Origin of the sequence: Adlercreutzia sp. ZJ176 (genome assembly GCF_011038975.1) — a bacterium.
In the GTDB taxonomy this organism is placed as follows: domain Bacteria; phylum Actinomycetota; class Coriobacteriia; order Coriobacteriales; family Eggerthellaceae; genus CAAEEV01.
Genome location: NZ_JAAKEC010000011.1, coordinates 53,152 through 72,328, shown reverse-complemented (window position 1 = coordinate 72,328; position 19,177 = coordinate 53,152). Strand labels below are relative to the sequence as shown.

At 54.3% G+C, this 19,177-nt stretch carries 6 protein-coding genes; 3 read left to right on the top strand and 3 right to left on the bottom strand.

What is annotated here, in order from left to right:
- Positions 1-4: 4 nt before the first annotated feature.
- Positions 5-877: a hypothetical protein gene (locus G7Y50_RS07315; protein ID WP_165051136.1), complete on the top strand. Its 873-nt coding sequence runs from the start codon at positions 5-7 to the stop codon at positions 875-877.
- 14 nt (positions 878-891) lie between these two features.
- The gene (locus G7Y50_RS07310; RefSeq protein WP_165051161.1) at positions 892-15,450 is read left to right on the top strand and encodes an InlB B-repeat-containing protein; all 14,559 of its coding nucleotides are present in this window, start codon (positions 892-894) and stop codon (positions 15,448-15,450) included.
- Between the two features lie 596 nt (positions 15,451-16,046).
- On the opposite strand, the gene G7Y50_RS07305 is transcribed toward G7Y50_RS07310, so the two are convergent.
- The 3 genes from G7Y50_RS07305 to G7Y50_RS07295 all read right to left on the bottom strand — a co-directional run bounded on the left by G7Y50_RS07305 (position 16,047) and on the right by G7Y50_RS07295 (position 17,528).
- Positions 16,047-16,448, bottom strand: a complete 402-nt coding sequence (locus G7Y50_RS07305; protein WP_165051171.1) for a type II toxin-antitoxin system HicB family antitoxin — start codon at positions 16,446-16,448, stop codon at positions 16,047-16,049.
- A gap of 22 nt (positions 16,449-16,470) precedes the next feature.
- Entirely contained in the window at positions 16,471-16,668 is a 198-nt protein-coding gene (locus tag G7Y50_RS07300; protein WP_165051186.1) for a type II toxin-antitoxin system HicA family toxin, read from the bottom strand.
- A 98-nt stretch (positions 16,669-16,766) separates the two neighbouring features.
- Positions 16,767-17,528: a ComF family protein gene (locus G7Y50_RS07295; protein WP_165051194.1), complete on the bottom strand. Its 762-nt coding sequence runs from the start codon at positions 17,526-17,528 to the stop codon at positions 16,767-16,769.
- Between the two features lie 658 nt (positions 17,529-18,186).
- On the opposite strand from G7Y50_RS07295, the gene G7Y50_RS07290 reads away from it, so the two are divergent.
- Complete coding sequence (locus G7Y50_RS07290; RefSeq protein ID WP_241156429.1) at positions 18,187-19,143, top strand: transporter substrate-binding domain-containing protein; 957 nt, start codon at positions 18,187-18,189, stop codon at positions 19,141-19,143.
- Positions 19,144-19,177: the final 34 nt, after the last annotated feature.

The window sequence follows — 19,177 nt, the reverse complement described above, 5'->3', positions numbered from 1 at the left end:
AGGAATGCGAAACGATAAACGACAAATTGCCGAGAGCGCACCCATCAAGGGCGGCAAGCATGTCGCCGCATGGGTGGCGTTGATCGTTTGCATGGTCGTTTTAGCGGCTGGCAGCGTGGCGGCGCGCTACGTGACGGAGAATCCCTATAGGTCCGAAATGGAATCGGCTACATTCCACATAAGCTCCGACTATCTTGTTGAGTGCTCTGAAGGGCAAACCCCTAAACAGCGCGTGGTACCGTACGCGGGCGCTTTCGATATTTGCTTATACAACTACGAGAAGGAAAACATCGCGCTCATCTCACAGGTGGACATAATGTACACGGTAGAAGTGACGACTGAAAATGCGACAGTGAGTGTGAAAACCGCTGATGGGACAGAGGTAAGCCCCGATGCTGGTAGCAGCTACCAGCTTAATAAGGTAACGGACGCAGATGATAAAGCACAACAGGTGCTTCACGTGACGCCTAATACACCCACCTCGCCGGGCAGCTCCATTACGGTGATGGTGCAAACGACCTCTCCCTACGCCAAGACGCTTGCTGCGACATTTACGGTTGCCGGCAGCGTACCCAGCTACAAGATTGCCGATAAGGGCGACGGTACGGTGTTGGTGACGGTTGAAACCAACGACTACGCTGGTGAAGTAACACTGAAGTGGGACAGCAGTAAGTTTTCGCCCGACAACACCAACGATCTGATGGCGTCGTGGACAGACGCAAGCGCGACAGGTGCTACGCCGGGAAGTTCGCAGGGCAAGTTTACGGTTGAGCCCAACTCCACCTACAAGCTGTTGTTCTTCAAGCGCACCGTCGCCGAAACATATAAGGTCCCTGTTTCGGGCACTGGCGCAGAAATAACACTGGAGCAAGAATGATGATAGCAAGGGAAATGAACAAAAAAAGAAACACCCCTTTCGAGCGTGCGCTCTCGGTAGTGCTCGCTCTTTTACTAGTGTTGAGCTGCTTCGGAACAAGCGTCCCAGAAGCAATAGCCGATCCCGCCACCGGCAGCGGTTCAGAAGGCGCAACATCGGTTGATTTCGGGGTCTACGGAATCAGCGACCTGGACATTTACAATTACTTGTACTATTCGGGCGCCGCAAGTGCAGAGCAAGCCATATATGGCAGCGGCAGCTATGTTATCTTAGGCACTAACAACACAACAGACTGCAACATCGTCATTGGCAACCACGCGAAAGCGGGAGACGACAACACAAAGCCGATGAATACGGACATCCCCGTTGTTTTAAGCAATTTGAGCATGGTGGGCACCCTGACGGTGAAACCCGTGGGGGAAGCCGCCGAAGGTGTTTACAACAACAAGACGCTGCTCACCGTGAGCGGGGCATCTTCTCTGGGTGGACTGGTTGTGGATGACGACGCCCAGCTCAACATAGTGTTGAATGCAAACCTCACCGTGAACGGTGGCATCACGCTCGGGAATAACAGCACGCTGACAATAACAGGCTCAGGAACACTGGAGGCAAGGAGCGCATTCACGAGTCAAGGAACGGTCGCGCTACATGGCGGCCCCATCCAAGCAAGCCAGGGCATTTCCGCGAAGAATCTGTCGCTGGTCAACACGACACTGAACGCGTCTGACAAGGCCATTACAGCGACAGATACGCTTTCCATGGAGGGTAGCACGGTTCAAAATGCCTCGTTGTTTGGGTATGTCGCAAGCAGCGAAGGTGGCGACAGCAACAACAACCCGAAAACACTTGTTCTCAACAACGGTAACACATTCTCAAGTGTAATCGCTGTTGGGTGCTTGCCCGACAGTGCCGTTCAGGTTTCAATAACGGGACTTGACTTGGTTTCTTCCTCAAGCAACACCACCTACTATAACGATTACACAATTACCTATAAGCATAATGATGACACTATCAAGCCCCAAACCAACTGGCCGGTGGCTTATCGTGTGATGTCAAACTCTGCAGACCTAAGCAGTACGACAATTCAAGGCTACCACGCTCAAGGTGCCAATGGTGCTGCCGTAACCTATACAGAGAACAGCAGCGTTCCCTTGCCACTGGGTGTTGAACAGCCCGGGTACGTGCATAAAGGCTGGACACTCGGAGCATCAACCAATACGATCACCTCGTTTTCCGAGGCCTCGAAAGATATAACTTTGTCTGCCGTGATGGAAGCAGGCGAGGTTACGGTGAAGTTCGACCGCAGCTATACCCCCAACAAATACACCAACGACGCAGATGGTAGCGGGAATTATCCTGAAAGGGTCAGCACGAAAACAGCCAAGCTGGATGAGACTATTACCCTTCCTGAACCTTTCCGTTTTGGCTACAGGTTTACCGGTTGGAAGGTTACGAGTGGTACGAATCAAAGAGTGATTTCTAAGGACATTACGACGTACACAATAGCGCATGAGGATTGCGCTGTTGATGGCGAAAACACTATTGTCACCATGGAGGCTCAGTGGAGTGAAGACGAGTTCAACTTTCAGCTGTTTTTTGGAGGTAGTACTGCAACAGCTAATGACCTTCTTATTTCCTTTAACAACGGCGCGACTTTTACGACATTAGATGAGCTTGCCAACAATGCGGGGGTTACCGTAACGGAACTTACCGTTCGGCCAAAGAACGCCATTGCCTATGATAAGAACATCAGCGCTTATCTCAGGGAAGTCTTCCCCGCATTGCAAGAAGGCACTCTGCCGATTTTGAAGGACAACCGAGGAGCGGGCGTGGCACAGCAGTTTGCTGGCTGGGCATCCGATGGTAGAGCAGTCGATGAGGCAACATTACTCCGGTACGGGGAAAACGGTATGTTATTACCAAGCGGAGTAACACCGCTGAATGAATACCAAACAAGTATGCATACAAACCCTCCCACCATACGCGCTGTCTGGGGTACTATGAGTTACAATCTGGCGTTGCCAGAAATCATGCCAGCGGGTTGGAGTCTGACTTATACCAGCTCGGACGGCACAGTGAAAACCATCGGTGAGAAGAGTCAAACAGGCGGCACTATCCAAGTGCAGCAAAACACCACCGTCACGCTCACTACGGGTGCGGTAGCTCCTAAGAACTTCAGCTTATGGGATTTTAAACAAAACTCCGATAGCAACAAGATCACCCCAAGAGAGCAACCGTATAACTCTGGCGACTCAAAGCTCACCTATCAATTCGCGATGCCCTCAGCCAACGTAACAGCTGACTACAATGAGGGTAAAGATATTTGGGTTGATATAGCGAAAAGCCCCATCGAATTTCAGGAAAAGGTTAGTTACCAAAACAAGGATCGCGCAGGTTTCTGGTATGCCGATCTCATTGATGGAATGACACCACTGTTCCAAAGTGACACAAAAACGCTTTCCGGCACAGATATAAGCGGAAATTCGCTTTCCACCAAGGCGTACTTCTATCAGTGGGACTTCGCAGACAAATTCTGTGTCACAAGCAAAAAAGCTGAAACTCAAAACCAACTCACGTTGGTAAATGCCCTAACAAACGGCGTGCATTTCAAAGACGTCAATCTTGTAATGCGCGATACCTATGTGAAAAACACCAACGGAAGTTGGCTCAACAACGTAGACTGCGAGAGCTCCCAGAACTATGGCGGGATCACATCCCAGGATGTCGCGGACAAGCTCAAGAATGTCGATCTGGCAGATTACGCCAACATCGTCATCGACATCAACAAGCACGCGTCCTATACCACGTCGCTCCATTTCGCGGGGAAGAACAACACTGTCGGCGCGATTATGCATGATACACTGCAGGTAAGCAACATAAGTCCTCTGAAGCTGGAGGGCGACAGTAGGGATAGCAGCGCCGTCAAGCTGGGCACTGTCTTTGGCTATTTTGGGTATGAGGTCGCTAATGTTGCGATAACGGAATATACCAAAGAACAGGGCGATGAATTCAAATATCTTTTCTACGGCGCCAACCAATCGGGCGCCCAATTCCGGGACACCGATATCAAAGCACCGAAAAAGACTGTGCATGAGGGATTCCTGACGAAGGATGAAGAGAAGGTTTCCTTTACAAGCTGCAAAGTGGAGCTATACAGCATTTGCGTCTTCAAAGGTGTTATGTTGGACAAGTCTTATCTGCGCATTCGTGAAAATGCGCGGTTCGGCCATATTCCGATTTACCTTGCGAACAACTCCAAGGCGGTTATCGACGGAAATCTGGAGATGAACTACCATCACTGGTCCAATTCGGGCGCCTTAACGGACACTACGAATAACTACCTCATCGTCAAGGGGACCTTCTGCGATATCTCATGCTACAGCTGGGATAGCGGCACGCTGATCTGCAACAACCTGGTTCTCGGCCGCACTGGAGGAATTAAGGGCGGCACCGTCATCACCAACCAGATCACAAACCAGGCCGTTGGTTTCTGGGACTACAAGAAAGATGAGCATACGTACACCTATGATCCGTTCAGGAGCAACCAGGCGAAGGCAGCGGACCAAAACAACGACAATTATCCCTTCCTCACTTACCACCATGGCGCTGCGGAACCGAATACCTATACCTTCAGCGGTGGCAAGATCTACCTGCTGGGGTATTACCAGATAACGAATGATCCGAATAATGCAGGGAAGAAAGTATACGATTCCACGCTGAAGGCAATGTCTGAGGGCAACCCGGTGGCCTCGTTTATGAATCCGCTTTTTGACGAAAACGGCGACCTTCATGAAAGCCTCACTGTGAACACCACCGATGTGGAGACTGTGGTAAAAAGCAGTACACTAACAAGCAACGAGTGCGTCGTCCTGGGCAACAGTGCATACTGCGCCGACCCTGGCAGGCGATCTGTTGAAATTTCCGGGGGTGAGATTTACGCTGCGGGCAATATTACCTTCTATAACGACACAACGGTCTCCGGGGGAACCATATGCTGCAACGGCTCCTTCGGCAGTAAGGGTGACCTGACGGTCACCGGCGGCAGTATCGATGCCACCGCCGTCGGCAACGCCTACAACCTTACCACCATCCTAGAGGATGGAACGCTTCGCTGGAAGCGTACCGACATTCAGGGCGGCACGGTGAAGACGGACAGGATCGGTGCTTTTGAAAAGAGAGTATCCGATGAGGCGGTGCCTGGTGAGGCGTATCAGCCCAAGAGTACCGTCACCATTGGTGAGGGGGCAACCATTAACGTCGAGCCCAAAATCTATCACGATGTCTACATCAACTATGTCTACGACCCGGCCCAGTTCAGCAACGACGGACCGCCGCTGAACAAGAACAGTCTGCGCTTCACAACCATGTGGAACGGCGACACAACCTTTGCCACCCAGAATTGGAGCAACAACTCCCTGACATTCACCGCGCCCAGTATAGTTGGGGCTGGTGCAGGAAGATGGAACTGGGACAGTCTGAACGGAAACAGTGTAAATTCAATATCCGAACAGGGTATTCCGCAAAATGAAGGCGACGCTCTTTCCGCTGACATAAACGCATATAACCGTATCCAGATGAAGCTGTATGCGGTTAAGGACAACTATGACCTGATTTTCAAGGCGGGTGCAGATCAAATCACGAGTATTACCTGCGATGGCACCGCGGTTGAGAAAACAACTTCAGGCGAGAAAACCACAGCCTCCGCTAAGGCGGACAGGCAAGTTGTGTTGACATTTAAGGATGCCGTTATGGCACGGGACAAAACCGTCCTGTGGTATATCGATGGCAGTAATATCATCCACAGCGTCAACCCTACCGTGAACGAAAACATCATAACCTTCACTATGCCCAAAGCCGACGTTGAGGTCTATGTCACGAATGATCTGACCTTGGATCTGGACCTTGCATCCTATACGCTTTTGCAGGACGGTTTCCGCACCGAGGCAAGCGCGGAGCCGGAGCGGGAGGATTCCAAGTTCCACTACCTTGGAAATCTGGTGATTCGTCAGGGCTGCATAACACAGTCTATCGAATTTGATATAAACAACTTCAATATAGAACAGATGAAAAGCCCTGGGTTGGACAAGGAGACTTACAATAAGATTCTGGTAGACAACGAATTTAATAACAGTGCACCGGGTAGCAGGACTGTAACGCTGACCCGAATTTACCAGAACGGCATCAACACCTCTCACGGCATCGACCTGGAGGATGGGGCTAAAGCTAGCTTCCTGCTGGACGGGGCCATCCGAATCTGCCGCATCCGTGTCCCTGCGAATTCGGATTTCACGCTGGACGGAAAGAACAACGATCGAACCCAGGATGCGATCTATCCAATCGTAAAAGGGCAGCCAGGGAAAGACGACTGGGCTGCCATTGGTAATTACTACGACCCAGCGGGCAATATCACGTTGCGGGGTCTAACCATTCTCGGCAGAGAGGATGGACTGAATGGAAGTCTTGGCTTTAGCACCTGCGATAGCAACAATACTGTGCAGTACAAAAACTGCGTTTTTAAGACAGCGTTGGATGGAACTAACACTCACGGCTGGCACGACCGAGGTTATTTTGCTTGTAAAGCTCAAAATGTAATTTTTGACAAATGCGATTTTGAGATTCGGGTGTCGAGGGACTGGCCGGGATTCTTCTGCGACAACAGCCAGAATCTCATCATACGTAACGGCTCGAATATCACCGTCACGCACAACGGTGCCTACGACAACAATCCGGCCAGTACCTTCTACGCGAAAATCAAGAATAGCTTTGTAATTGAGGACTCCACCCTTGATCTTTCCCTGCGTGTGCCGGGTGGGTCCTCGGATGAGGATGACAACAGGACCTATCGGGTTTGGTTGTATGCGGATCGGATTCCGTCCATCGAGCTGAAGGGAAGTGCGACCCTAGTCCTGGAGCAGCACGCCCTCCTGAAAAAACTAGTGATCGGCGGAACCAGCACGGTTAAAGCTGGACAGAATGGAGATGGCTATCTGCTTTGTGGGGACATTCAGGCAAACGACAACGCGACGCTGGAGGCGGGCGGCATTATCGTTTCTGGCTTCTACAATGGAAAAGGCGAATGGAGGTCAGAAACCGATTTCCAAAATAACATAAATAAGAGTGAGTTCGTCTTAGACGGAGGCGGCTACAACGGCTTGGTGGTTAATGGCGGCACGGTAACGGCCAAGGAGTACATTACCGGCGATGTGAACGGCAAGATCACCGTTAAGGGCGGCACCGTTAATGCCCCAGCCATCGGAACCACCGGCAAGCTCTACGGTTACACGCAATATGTTCCGAGGTTGGGCGAGAAATACATCTACACCTACGAAAGAATCCCTATAGGCACTACGGTTAATATTGAGGGCGGCACGGTCAATGTGGCTCGACCCGAGGGTGCCACCGAAGGCGGCGTGGTTCCATATCTGGGTGGCATGAAAGCAAAGGTCAACATCATAGGCGGTAAAGTGCAGCTTGCAGAAGACGCCGTTCTTGGGTTGACGGACGCCCAGCAGACGACGCTGCTGAACTATGCTACTTCCCATGGTCAAACGCCCGCAAACTTCGGTTCCCTCACTATAACTGGTGGCACCGTGGAAGGCGCGGTGTCTGGAGAAGGGGATTCCCAAAAAGGCGGCTCTATTCTTATGCCTTACGGTACTGTGAATGTTTCTGGGGAGAATACCGCTGTCAGCGTCTATGACATGGTGGCCAACCGCGGCAATATCACTATCGACGGGGCTATTGGGAAAACGTACAACAATACATATGTCGGCAATGATAGGGAGCATGATAAAGTTGCCGTGAACGTGGCCAACCAGCTGTCCGCCAAGAACCTTACCATCCAGAATGGCTCGGTAGTCTACGCCGCTTCCGCTTACGCGAGCGTGCCTAAGGGCGAGTCGGGAAAGATTCTGGTTGCTAACACCGATGAAACAACGCGCGCTTATCTCTATACCACCGATGCTTATGGCGCTATCGGCGAAGGCGAATGTAACTCCAGCTATACTGATACCGCGAATGACCAGTCGGGGCTCAAGAAAAACGTCTACGGCACGAAAATGGTAGATGTCCACTACGTTGTTCAGCCGAAGAACACCCTTCTTCTTTCTAAAGATGTGGAGAGAGTGGTGAATCCCAATGCGGATGCGGAAACAGGTTTGCCCTACTATGTAGTCACGTCGAGCAGCGACGCTGGAAGAAAATACGAGCTACAAGATGCATCCTGCAGTGGCTATACCTTCTTGGGGTGGTATGAGTACGACCCAGATAAGCAGGAGTTTAAGAGCGACGAAAAAGTCGAACAAATTGACAAATCGAATTCCAGCGCCGTTTATTTGGGCGCGAAGTGGAAAAAGGTGAAAGTTAATTTCGAGATACAAGTTGAGGCGGCGGAGAGCGAATGTAATTTCGAGACTATGCAACTCGTCAGCTCGGGAGCAGAAGGAAAGAACTGGTATAGGTTTAAAAAACCCGTGGAAGTCGACTACGACGACCTAATCATTTCGGATAACGGACTTCGTTTTGCCGATTACACCACCAACACCTTGAGTATTCAGGCGGTTTTCTACAACGATAAGCCTATTGGACAGGAAAAGCCAGGTACGGTTGTTCCCAATACGCGCGTAACGGCGGAGATGGCAAATGAATACGTGACAGGCGGAACTGCTCTCGTTCTTAAGGTGCCATCGAGTAGTACGGCCCCGTTGAATGTTCTGATAACCTTGAATCAGAACATAAACGCTGAGGGACATCCTGATGACACGAAGTTTAATCTTGTGCCAGGTAAACCGATGAACTCTGGTAGCGATACGGCTTCGCAAGTCAGTGCATACGGGAACATCACAAAAACCTTGGGTGACATAAGTGCATTTGCGGGAGCATCTGCTACCGATGGACTGATTAAGCCAACTGCGCCGGGTTACACTTTTGGTGGTTGGTACACAGATAGTGACTGCACGGGCGATCCCGTTACTGGCACTACGGCTTTGGAGGATTTGCGCATTGAGGGCAAAACCACGCTCTATGCCAAATGGACGCCAAACACTTACCAGGTTCAGTTCAGCGCAGCGACAGGTGCAAAAGAAGAGCCTGCTTACACGGGCAATCAATGGGTGACAACGGATAAAACTGCTCCGCGCGTGAATTCGACCACGAACAACACACTTGATTATTTCTGGACTTACGATACTGCGCCAGATGCAGACAACAATAATTTCTGGATAAAAGAAGAGGCTTCAGAAGGCGCGGGCAGTAGGGTATATAAGGATACACTTCCCTCTGCATGGCGAGAAGGCTACGTATTCAAGAACTGGCAGTTCACTGACGATGAGGGAGTGAGTCATACTGTTGCCAGTGAAGACGAATTGAGTCAGGCTGTGATGAAGAACTTGAAGGTGGACAACTATGTGGGCAGCGAGAAAGGCGACACACCGGCTTTAACGCTGTACGCAAATTATAGCCCGGTAAAAGTCACGTATGATTTGAATGGCGGCACGTGGAAAGCGGATGAGCCGTCAGAGAATCCGGCATATGGCAACGCGCTTGCCGGGTATGTCGAAGAGAGCAAGATCGACAATAATCTGACCGAGAACAACGACTATGTCAAGCTGGGTCAAGCTACAGGCGAGAGAAACGAAAAGTATTGCGCAATCAGCACTACGAGCGTTTATTATGAGCAGCACTCCAAGGAGTACGTCCCTAACGACTATCGCAATACTTTGTCTCGCAAAGGCTATACCTTCAAAGGCTGGAAGCGCGTAAACGGTAGCACGAGTGAACCGGGAGGTTCCGAGGGCGCTGGCGACACCGGAGATGCTGGAGGCTCAGGGGACGCTGGCGGCACTGGAGATGCCGGGGGCACCGGAAGCATCGCCGAGTACTACGGTTGCGTTCCGCGTTTCAATGATCTCAGCTTGAAGGCGGAGTGGGTACCGAACACCTACAGCCTTGAGCTCCATGTGAAGGACGCGGGCTTTAATTCATATGAGTCGCAGTTCAATAATCCGTCGCCCGACACTGCAACTATTACGGGTGTCATGGTAGGACAGCCCATTAGCGCGAACACTTGGCCTGAACAAGTTACAGGCTCTATTCCTGAGAACACCTGGCCGAGCAAGAATGAGTGGTACGCTCATAACCCAGATGCCAACACCGCTGACGAGGATGAACGTCGTCTCTTGCTAGGGATGACCTTTGCTGCACTTGACCCGGGCAATAGTACGCGAACAGATTCAGGGAGTTGTTATCTCGGATACGCGAGCGCGGTCACGCGCATGCTTAACAGCAAAACTATGTTCGACAACGGTGATGTTTTCTTCCTGCCTGAGAACAAAAAATATCAAGATAACATACGGGGTGCTACCGTAAGTGCGACGTCTTCTGATTCCTTCGAGGTGCCCGACTATCCAACCGGCACCACTATCCCTATGTACGGCGTGTATCGCGAGCGTTCTTTGGTGTTCATCGAGCGATACGTAGACGGTGAGGGCTTGATGCGGGAAAAAGTCATGTACTCCTATCCTTGGAACCAGTACACGAATTATCCCGAAATATACCTAACCGACGAGGCGGGAAACTACAGAGTATTGACTGCTCCGGGCAAGGGGTATGCCTTGGTGGGCTGGTTCGTGGGCTCGAGTGATATTAACTCGGCAAATGCGTATCCGAACGACGATGCAATCTTCCAACAGAAGATTGATGATTGGAAAAATAAGTTTACTAGTACTCAAACTTATGACATTAACGTCTATACCGCCTATGTGGCACGGCAAACTATCAAACAAGTGCTGGTAGCCAACGCCGATCCTACAGCGACTAATCCACCCAGTGCTTCCTATGTGTTGCCAGGTAGTATGCAGGAAGGAACACTGAGATATCAGGTGCTGAATGCGGATCCGGCTGGTTCTGCCTACACGGGCGATTTAAAGTTGGTGAGCAAAGACGACATGGTGGCGCATCAGTACGACAGCACATGGACGTCGAGCGACCGTGTGGAGCACACCGCAAATGATACCGTTGCTCTTGAGTTGAAGTTGGAAAAAGGTGACGTGTCTCCCATCACAGCTAGCGTGACGGCAGGGGCTGAGCGGGATGTTGGAAGTCAAGCTATAGGGAAGGGCTGGAATCTTACCCTGTCGCTCTACCATTCAAAGGTCATGACCGAACAGAAAGAATACTCCTTTGTCATTAAATATACCTTCGCCAAAGCAGGCTCATCCTCGGGGGAAAACCCCTTGGAGAGCCAGTGGCTGCAAGAGAATGTCACAGTGAAGCTGAACCCTTCTCAATATAAGGTTGATTATCGGGTGATTTTGCCAGAACCAGCAGAAGACCTGAAGTTGATTCAGCCGCAATCGGCACCCAAAGACTTTAAGCCGCTGGGCGCAGGCGAGGGTGCCGGCTCAGGGGCCGACGCCGGTATCGGCTCAGGGGTCGACGCGAATGTGCGAGTCTATCACCGCGTTGACACGCAGAATTACGGAACTAATTTACTGTCGACAGATGCTACGCTCGCACTTGAGGGCTATGACCGAGCAGCAAATTGGAGTTATACGCCTTCTAGCACGTCTGGTGCCGCTTTGTCGCCGTTGTCGCTGACACAGTTGACGCTGGATGGTTTGGGCTCGACCTCAGCCGCGAGAGAGGCAGAACTGAACGATGGCATGATAACAGTTTCTGCTGAATATGCGCCGAAAAAGTATACCCTCGAAAAAGATACGACTGTGGGCGGTAAATGGGACATTACCTACGGAGATGGTGCGGCTGATACGACTCCGACCGGTGATGTCGCCTTGAGCGATACTTCGTCAAATGTGAAGTATCATTCAACGGTTACGTTTAAGCCGAATCCCTCAAGTCAGCCTGCGGAATTCATTACGCTAACGTTTAAGGATCCAGACAGCGGTACGGTCATAGAGACGAAGCGCCTTGATGAGTTCGCGCAGAAGGTGGGCAATGACTATACGTTCGCAATGCCTGCCCGCAACGTGGCCATCAGTTACGACGACGTCATGGAGTTGTATTTGGACGAAGGTTCCATCGAGTTGTTCCCTGATGGGTTTACGCAGAAGGGCAAATACGAGTCGAAGGTTACGTGGCGCGGCGACTATAAGATCTTGCAGTGTGCGGGCGACAATAGCGACTTCCACGAAACTCCGAACGTGCTAGAGATTTCGGGCGATATGACCACGCGCTCCGATAATAAAGCTGATAGCGAAGGAAACCCTGTAGGGCGCACAATTAGTTTGGGTAACTTGAACATTACAAGTGAGGATTCAATTCAGTTGGCAGGTGCAGGTGATGCCACCACGAAGGTCAACCTGACACAGATAGGCAATATTAAGGCAAAGAATATTCTGGTACCGACAAATACGAGCCTAACGTTGACGGGTGGTTATAACGCAAGCGATGCCGCACAAAACAAGACCATTACGCTCGCACCGACATCAGATCGAGCTGCAATTGGTGCTATTGAGACGAATCCTGCGAACGGTGGCATCACCTTGGAGAAGGTTGATGTGTCGATGGAATTGAATGCTCCGTTGAGTTCTTCGGGTATTGGTTCTGGGAATCAAGCGCCCGCTGAAGGGGCAAACTCATACGGCAATGTGTCAATAACCAACAGCCGAATAGCCGTAAAGGAAAGCACGAACGCATCCGGCCAGTACAAAGGTGCATGGATCGGTGGCGCTGGTGTGGGGAATGTCAGCGTGACTAATACGGTCGTTGCGGAAACCGAAGGAAGCTCAAATCATAATGCGAAAGCACTAGATGGCACTTTGGTGTCTTTGAAGAATTGTGCGATTGGCACGAGTGATAATCCGGTAAAAGAGCCAATTCACGCAGCAAGTACGTTGAACATCGCAGGCTGCAATATATATCTGCAGAACGAATATGATCTCGGTGATGTCTCCATGATCGGTACGGATGGTGGAGTCACCACAATCACGAGCAATGTTGACGATGAAGCCAATACAATTACAAGCAGCACCGTGCAGGTTGCCTACGTCAACAGTGGTAAAACCAATAAGCTCTTTACCGGACAGATGGTGCTAGAGGATATTGCTTCCGATGTGACCATCGATGGCACCCAGATTATCGAGGTCGCCAATGGCGATATTAAGGTTGAGACGTCTAAGGTCACTCAGGTTTATTCGAGTACCAAGGCTGAAGTTGTTCATGACCGTGGCAGCTTGCATTTGAACTACCTGTTACTGGAGGAAAAGGGTCTTCCTGCTACGCCGCCGTCCTTAACGGTGACTAGCCTGGGCGAGGGCAAGACGATTACGGTGCAGCAACCGGAGCAGGTATCGAGTACGGATGGTACGACAGCGCTCCCGAAAAACGTGACCATTGGGGCGCTGACTATCAACGATGATGTGAAGATGGTTTTGAGCGGCAACTTGGTGGTGACAGACGCGGCTTCTGTTGTGGCGGGCAAGACGCTCACGGTTGAGAGCAAACCCGTTCCAGACAAAGATAATGCAAGCGGCGAAAACGGCTATGGCATAACATATCAAAAGGGCCTATCCGGCGATGGAAATTACGCCCAAACGGGAGGAACTCTTACTGCAGGAGTTGATGGAGACCCTGCTGGTAACGCCGACGTTGTAGCCAAGGGGAACATGACTCTGGTCAAGGTGACGGCAAACTGCGGAAACGGCAAACTTGGCAGTAATGGCGGCGGCGCTGCGACCACAGGGGCCGACGGAACACCTGTTCCAAGCACTGCTTCCACGGTCACCATCAACGGCGGTAGCGTTACAGCGACCACCATCGGCGCGTGTGGGGCTCAGAACAACACCTTTACGTTTGTAAACATGGAAAACAACCCGCAGATTACTGGCAACCTGGTGCAAGATCATTACCGTATCGCCTATGATACGGGCACCTTGAGGCTTAATCTTGTAGATGAAAACGGTAAATCACTGCCCACTGTGCTGCGTACCGAAACGCAATATGGCGACAATGGCACGGCGGGAACTCCTGCTGTTCATGACGCCATACCAGCAGACCCGACGAATCCGACAGAAGGCGGCGACGCTAGTAAATTCAATTGTTGGTATATTGCAAATGAAGACGGTTCAAAACGGCTCGGCTTGCGTGCAGATACTAATTGGCCGAGTGGCTTGCATGGTAAGACGCAGCTCTCGGCGGATACCACATCCAAGGACATGAGTGCTGCTGATGCTGACGGCACGAAGACGCTCACCGTTCATGCTTGGGTGAACCCGACGGGATCGGCGTTGATCAAGAGCGGTAGGGTGTTCACGGGCTTCGAAAACGGCTACGTGGACAAACAAGTTTCGGTTTCGCAGCGGGGCGCGTGGACGGCGCAGCTGGTAAGCGAGGGCACATATGTAACTGGTCGTGACTATGAGGTGAAGTTCGGTAGCTTCTTGCCTGAGGGTACTGACCTTACCCTTACAGTGCTTGCCGCGGAAAATGCTAAGCCCAATACCAATACTGCACCAAACGCATATTACCACTACACGGTTCCTGCCGGGGGCGCGAATACGGTGAAGTTCTCGCAGTTCACCAAGATGGGAACTACGGATACAGCTTCTCCTGTGTTTACTGACCGCGCAATAGGGGAAAGCGAGACATTCCTGCTCAGCGCCGATTTCGGTGAGCTTAATACGGACGTCAACCCGGCGGGTGGTTCGGTTGCTTTCTCGCTGATTGCAGGGGATTCTACGAATTCCATCGACTTTGGTGCCACTGCACAGGTGAGCTACGCAGTGAGCACGGTGACGCTTGGCGAGATTGGGGCGACTACGACCGACGTCACGGTGAAAACTGCGCCTGCGGGCGACGATCGCCTCACCAACTCGACGGTGTATTTGGTCGGTACGTTGAGCAAGAAGGACGCCTCGGCATTTAAGGTTCCGCTTAACGCGTCAGCTAGTTTGACGCCGTCGAGTTCCAGCATTAAGGTCAGCGGCACCTGGATCAACGGCAACACGGTGGCGTTCAATCTGGGCACCTATGGGAGCGTTGCGAAGGGGGCGTACTCCTTCTCCTTCGAGGGACTGTCTGAGGGTGCGTCCGAAAGCACGTACAGCATCGAATGGAAGCTCTGCGCAGGTGAGGCGCCTGGTACGGTGGATGCGGGAGCAGGTGCGACGGGTGAGACACCCGGTGCGGCGCTCGCAACGCTCAACATGATGCGCGGCGTGTGCAGCAATACGGAAACCAGCTCGTTGACAGTGGCTTCTGTCGATCAGCCAAGCTTGACGGTAACCTGTCAAGGGGCTGATAGTCGCATGCTGAAGGCGGGTACGTCGCACGAGGTATCATTCAATTGCACGACAAACGCCGCTTCCTTCACGGTGACGGTGGAAAAACAAAGCGGCCTTCTGGCGCAGTTCGATCCAGTTCTTGTTTCGTCTACCTCAGGCGCGCAAAATCCTCAGGTGGTTACAGTGCCATCGGACTCTGCGGACAATTCCCAGATGGCCACCGCTACGGTCACCGCAGCGATTCCCGGCAAGCCAGGAACCTATCGCGTGCGGTTCTCCTTTGCCGCCGGTAGCGAAAACGACGACGTGTTCTACACCTTCATCGTGCGATAGCGGTGAGCAGGCGGCCCCTCAGCCAAGGGGCCGCCTGCTCATGCTGATTCGAAAAGCGCGAAACCGGACTTCGGGATAGATAGTTTTTATAGCCCAAGATTCACGGTCTGCTTGACGCGTACCGCCGTACAATCAGCATGCCAGCAAAGTCCGACGTGGGCGGCGCCTTCTGAAAGGAGGTGATCGCCTATGATCGAAAAACTGCTTTTCATCATGGCCGCCATTGCGGCCATCGGGGAGTTCATCCTCGACGTTTGGAAAGAGTGCAATTCACGATCGGATGACAAGGGTAAGGAGAAGGAGCGGTAGCGGCAACTACCGCTCTTGTTCCAATCACCCGCGCCGCCCGTAACCGGCTTTACAACACGGGCTTTGCTGGCTACCCGCATTGTAGCACCCCAGCACCCGCGTCGTCAGCACTTGTTTCGGATTGCGCAAGCGTTTGTCATGTAGGCAAGCTGAACAGGGGCTGTGCTGTGTTACCTCCTCGACGCGACGCTCGGCGGGCAGGAAGCGGTCCTCCTCGGCGACGCGCAGCGCGCCCAGCTCAAGCGACTGGCTGATTTCGAGGAACAGATGAGCTTTTCGTGAGCTGTCTAAGCTCGCAGCTGCTCGCGCAGGGCTCCTTGGAGGGTTTGCGAGAAGTTCACGCCGCGCTCTACGGCCAGCGAGTTCAACCAGGCGGGCAGGGTAACCGTGCGGTTCACGGCCTTGTTCGACTGCGCGAGGCGCACCGCGGGCATATACACGTCGACGAGCGCGGTATGCTCGCCCTCTTCGACCTTGACGTTGGGAAGCGGCGTGGGGTTGGGGATGGCCACCCCGTCCTCCTCCATGCCGAAGAGCACGCAGCCGAGCAGTTCGCGCGCGGAGAGCAGCGCGTCACCGTCGTCGCTGCCGCTGGTCGCCACGTTCAGATCGGGGAACTCCACGGCGATCTCGCAGCCTTCCTCATAGGTGAACACGGCGGGGAAGAAGTAACGGTCTACCTTTTTCATGATCACTCCTGTTCTGCCGAGGCTACCGAAACGACAGCCCTGACTGCTTCTCAATGCTTCTGAGCGTCTTTGGCGGGATGTCGTTGTCGGGATGCTTCACCGTCACACGCCCTGGCTTCAGGGGATGTTTGAACTGGTGGTGGCTTCCCATGGCAGCCACCTCGTACCACCCGTCTTTCCTTAGAAGCTTGATAACCTCTCTTGATGAGTAGCTTTTCATGGGTGCTCCTTTTATAGATTAATTATAACAAATATGATCGTATGTGTTAAAGTGTGAGTTTCGGTCAACCGTAGCGGCTCCTTTCCTTTCTGCTTGCGTTAGGCGCGGGCGAAGGTGAGGGCTTGGAGGGTGCGGGCGCCCTGCTCGCGCAGGGCGTCGGCGGCGGCGTAGAGCGTGGCGCCGGTGGTGCACACGTCGTCGATGACGATGACGCGCTCGGGCAGGGTGGCGCCTGCCAGCACGGCAAAACTCCCCGCCATGTTCGCGTGGCGCTGCGCTCGGCTGAGGCTGCGCTGGTCGGCGTTGCGCGGGCGCGTGAGGACGCACGCGCACTCCAAGTCGAGCAACGCGGCGAGGCTGCGCGCGAGCTGCTCGGCATGGTCGAACCCGCGCCTGCGCACGGCCGCGGCGGTGGCGGGGACGAAGGTGAGCGCGGTGCGCGCCGGGTCGGCCGTCCACTCAGGCGGCACGTAGCGCGCCATGACGCCGGCCATCACCGCGCAGAGGCGTCTCTCGCCGCGGTCCTTGTAGGTGGTGACGATGCGCCGCGCGGCTTCGTTGAGCACAAGCGCGCTTGCGGCCTGATCGAACGGCATCTGCTCGCGCCCGCTGAGGGCGAGCAGGGCGTGGTTGCACTCGGTGCACTGCACGCGCCCGAACGGCGCGCCGCAGCGCGGGCAGGCGAGGCACGCGTCGATGAAGGGCAGGCGCGCGGCGCACGCGTCGCACAGAAGCTCGCCCGGCGCGTCGCATACGGCGCAGCGCGTCGGCCAGAGCGTCTCGGTGAGCACCTCGGATGCGAAGCTCAGGCAGCGGGCGGGGGATATGTCGCGCATGAGGGCGGCCATGCCTTCCAGCATAGGGGCGCCGTCTGGCAGGGGTATCCCGTGCTTCTGGCGAGAGCCTGGCAGAACCGCCGCACCGGTTTGGCGCGCGTCTCTGCACAGGAGAGCGTCTTCGCCGCTCTTTTCGCGCCGCGCTATCGGCGCGTTTTCGTTCCCCGTGCCCCGCGCACTACACCCGCGCACCAGCTCCGCATCCGCGCCGTCGGCATGTTTTCGTTCCCCGTGCCTCGCGCACCAGCCCCGCATCCGTGCGGCGCGCCCTATGCCCCCGTGCACCAGCCCCGCACCCGCGCGCTGCGCTTCCTTCCTCTCGCTGGCGTATTTCTGCGGCGCGCTCGGCGAAAACAGCCCGCCGCTTCTGCTACACTAGTAAATTGCTTCTTTCGAGTCTGTAGTTGCGGGAGCGCTCGCTCCTCAGTCCATGGCAGATGCGGTCGAAAGGATCCACGTAAGCCGAGCGGGCGTGCCCGGGCGGTGAGCATGGCGTATCCTAGGGGTAAGTCGCACCGCCCGTTCTACCTTCGCGGCATTCGGCTGCGGCGGGCGAGAGGGTTCTAAGCGCAAGCGGAAGCCCCGGTGCGCGAGTGTGGGGGCAAAGACTAGGTCAGTCGAAGGAAGCCTTGTTTGACAGGTGAAGGAGAAGAGCCTCTTCTGAGGGCAAATGGAGGATGTTGTGAGGAAGCGCTTGCATGCCGTGGTCCTGTGCGCTGCGGCTTTCTGCATGATGCTGGTGCTCGCGGGCTGCTCGGGCGGCTCGACGTACCAGCCTGAGTTGAAGGACGCCACGGTCACCACGCCGACCATCGGCCAGGCCGACACGCTGCGCGTGGGCGTGAACACCGAGAAGTCGCCTCTGGCTGGCATGGGTAGCGAGAAGATCATCGGCGTCGACGTCGACATCGCGGCTGCGCTTGCCGACGAGCTGGGGCTGAAGCTCTCCATCGTCGACGTGGGGTCTGACCCTGAGGAAGCGCTCGCGCAGGGCAAGGTCGACATCGTCATGGGCATCGACAGCTCCGACACGAACAACTTCTGGCTGTCCGAGGAGTACCTGCCCACGGGCGTCGCCCTGTTCGCGCTCACCTCGAGCAACGCCGGCGTGCCTGACGCCGCCTCCAAGCCCAAGGTGGCCGCGCAGGTGTCCTCGAAGAGCGCGTGGGCCGTCTCCAACGAGTTCGGCGACGAGGCGCTCGTCTCCACGACCAACCTCGCCGACGCCTTCGCGCAGCTCGAGGCCGGCAAGGTGAAGTACGTGGCGTCTGACGCGCTCATCGGGCTGTACGCCGCGCATCGCGCGGGGCTCGACACCACGGTGGTCGCGCTCATGGCGAAGCCGAGCGGGTACTGCGTGGGCGTGGCGAAGGACAACACCGCGCTGCAGACCACTATCACCGACGCGCTCAAGACCCTCGTTGACCAGGGCATGGTGGACGTGATCGAGATGAAGTGGCTCGGCCAGTCGCTCGACTTCTCGAACACGCCGCTCACGGCAGGCGCTACGTCCGCGAAGGCGACGGGCGCCGACGCTGAGGCGCCTGCGGGCGAGGGCGCCGAAGGCGAGGCTCCGGCTGCTGACGCTGCACCCGCTGCCGACGCCGCACCGGCGGAGCCGGCTCCCGCAGCAGCCTAAGCGCGCAAACCAGCGCAAAACGAACGAGGGCCCG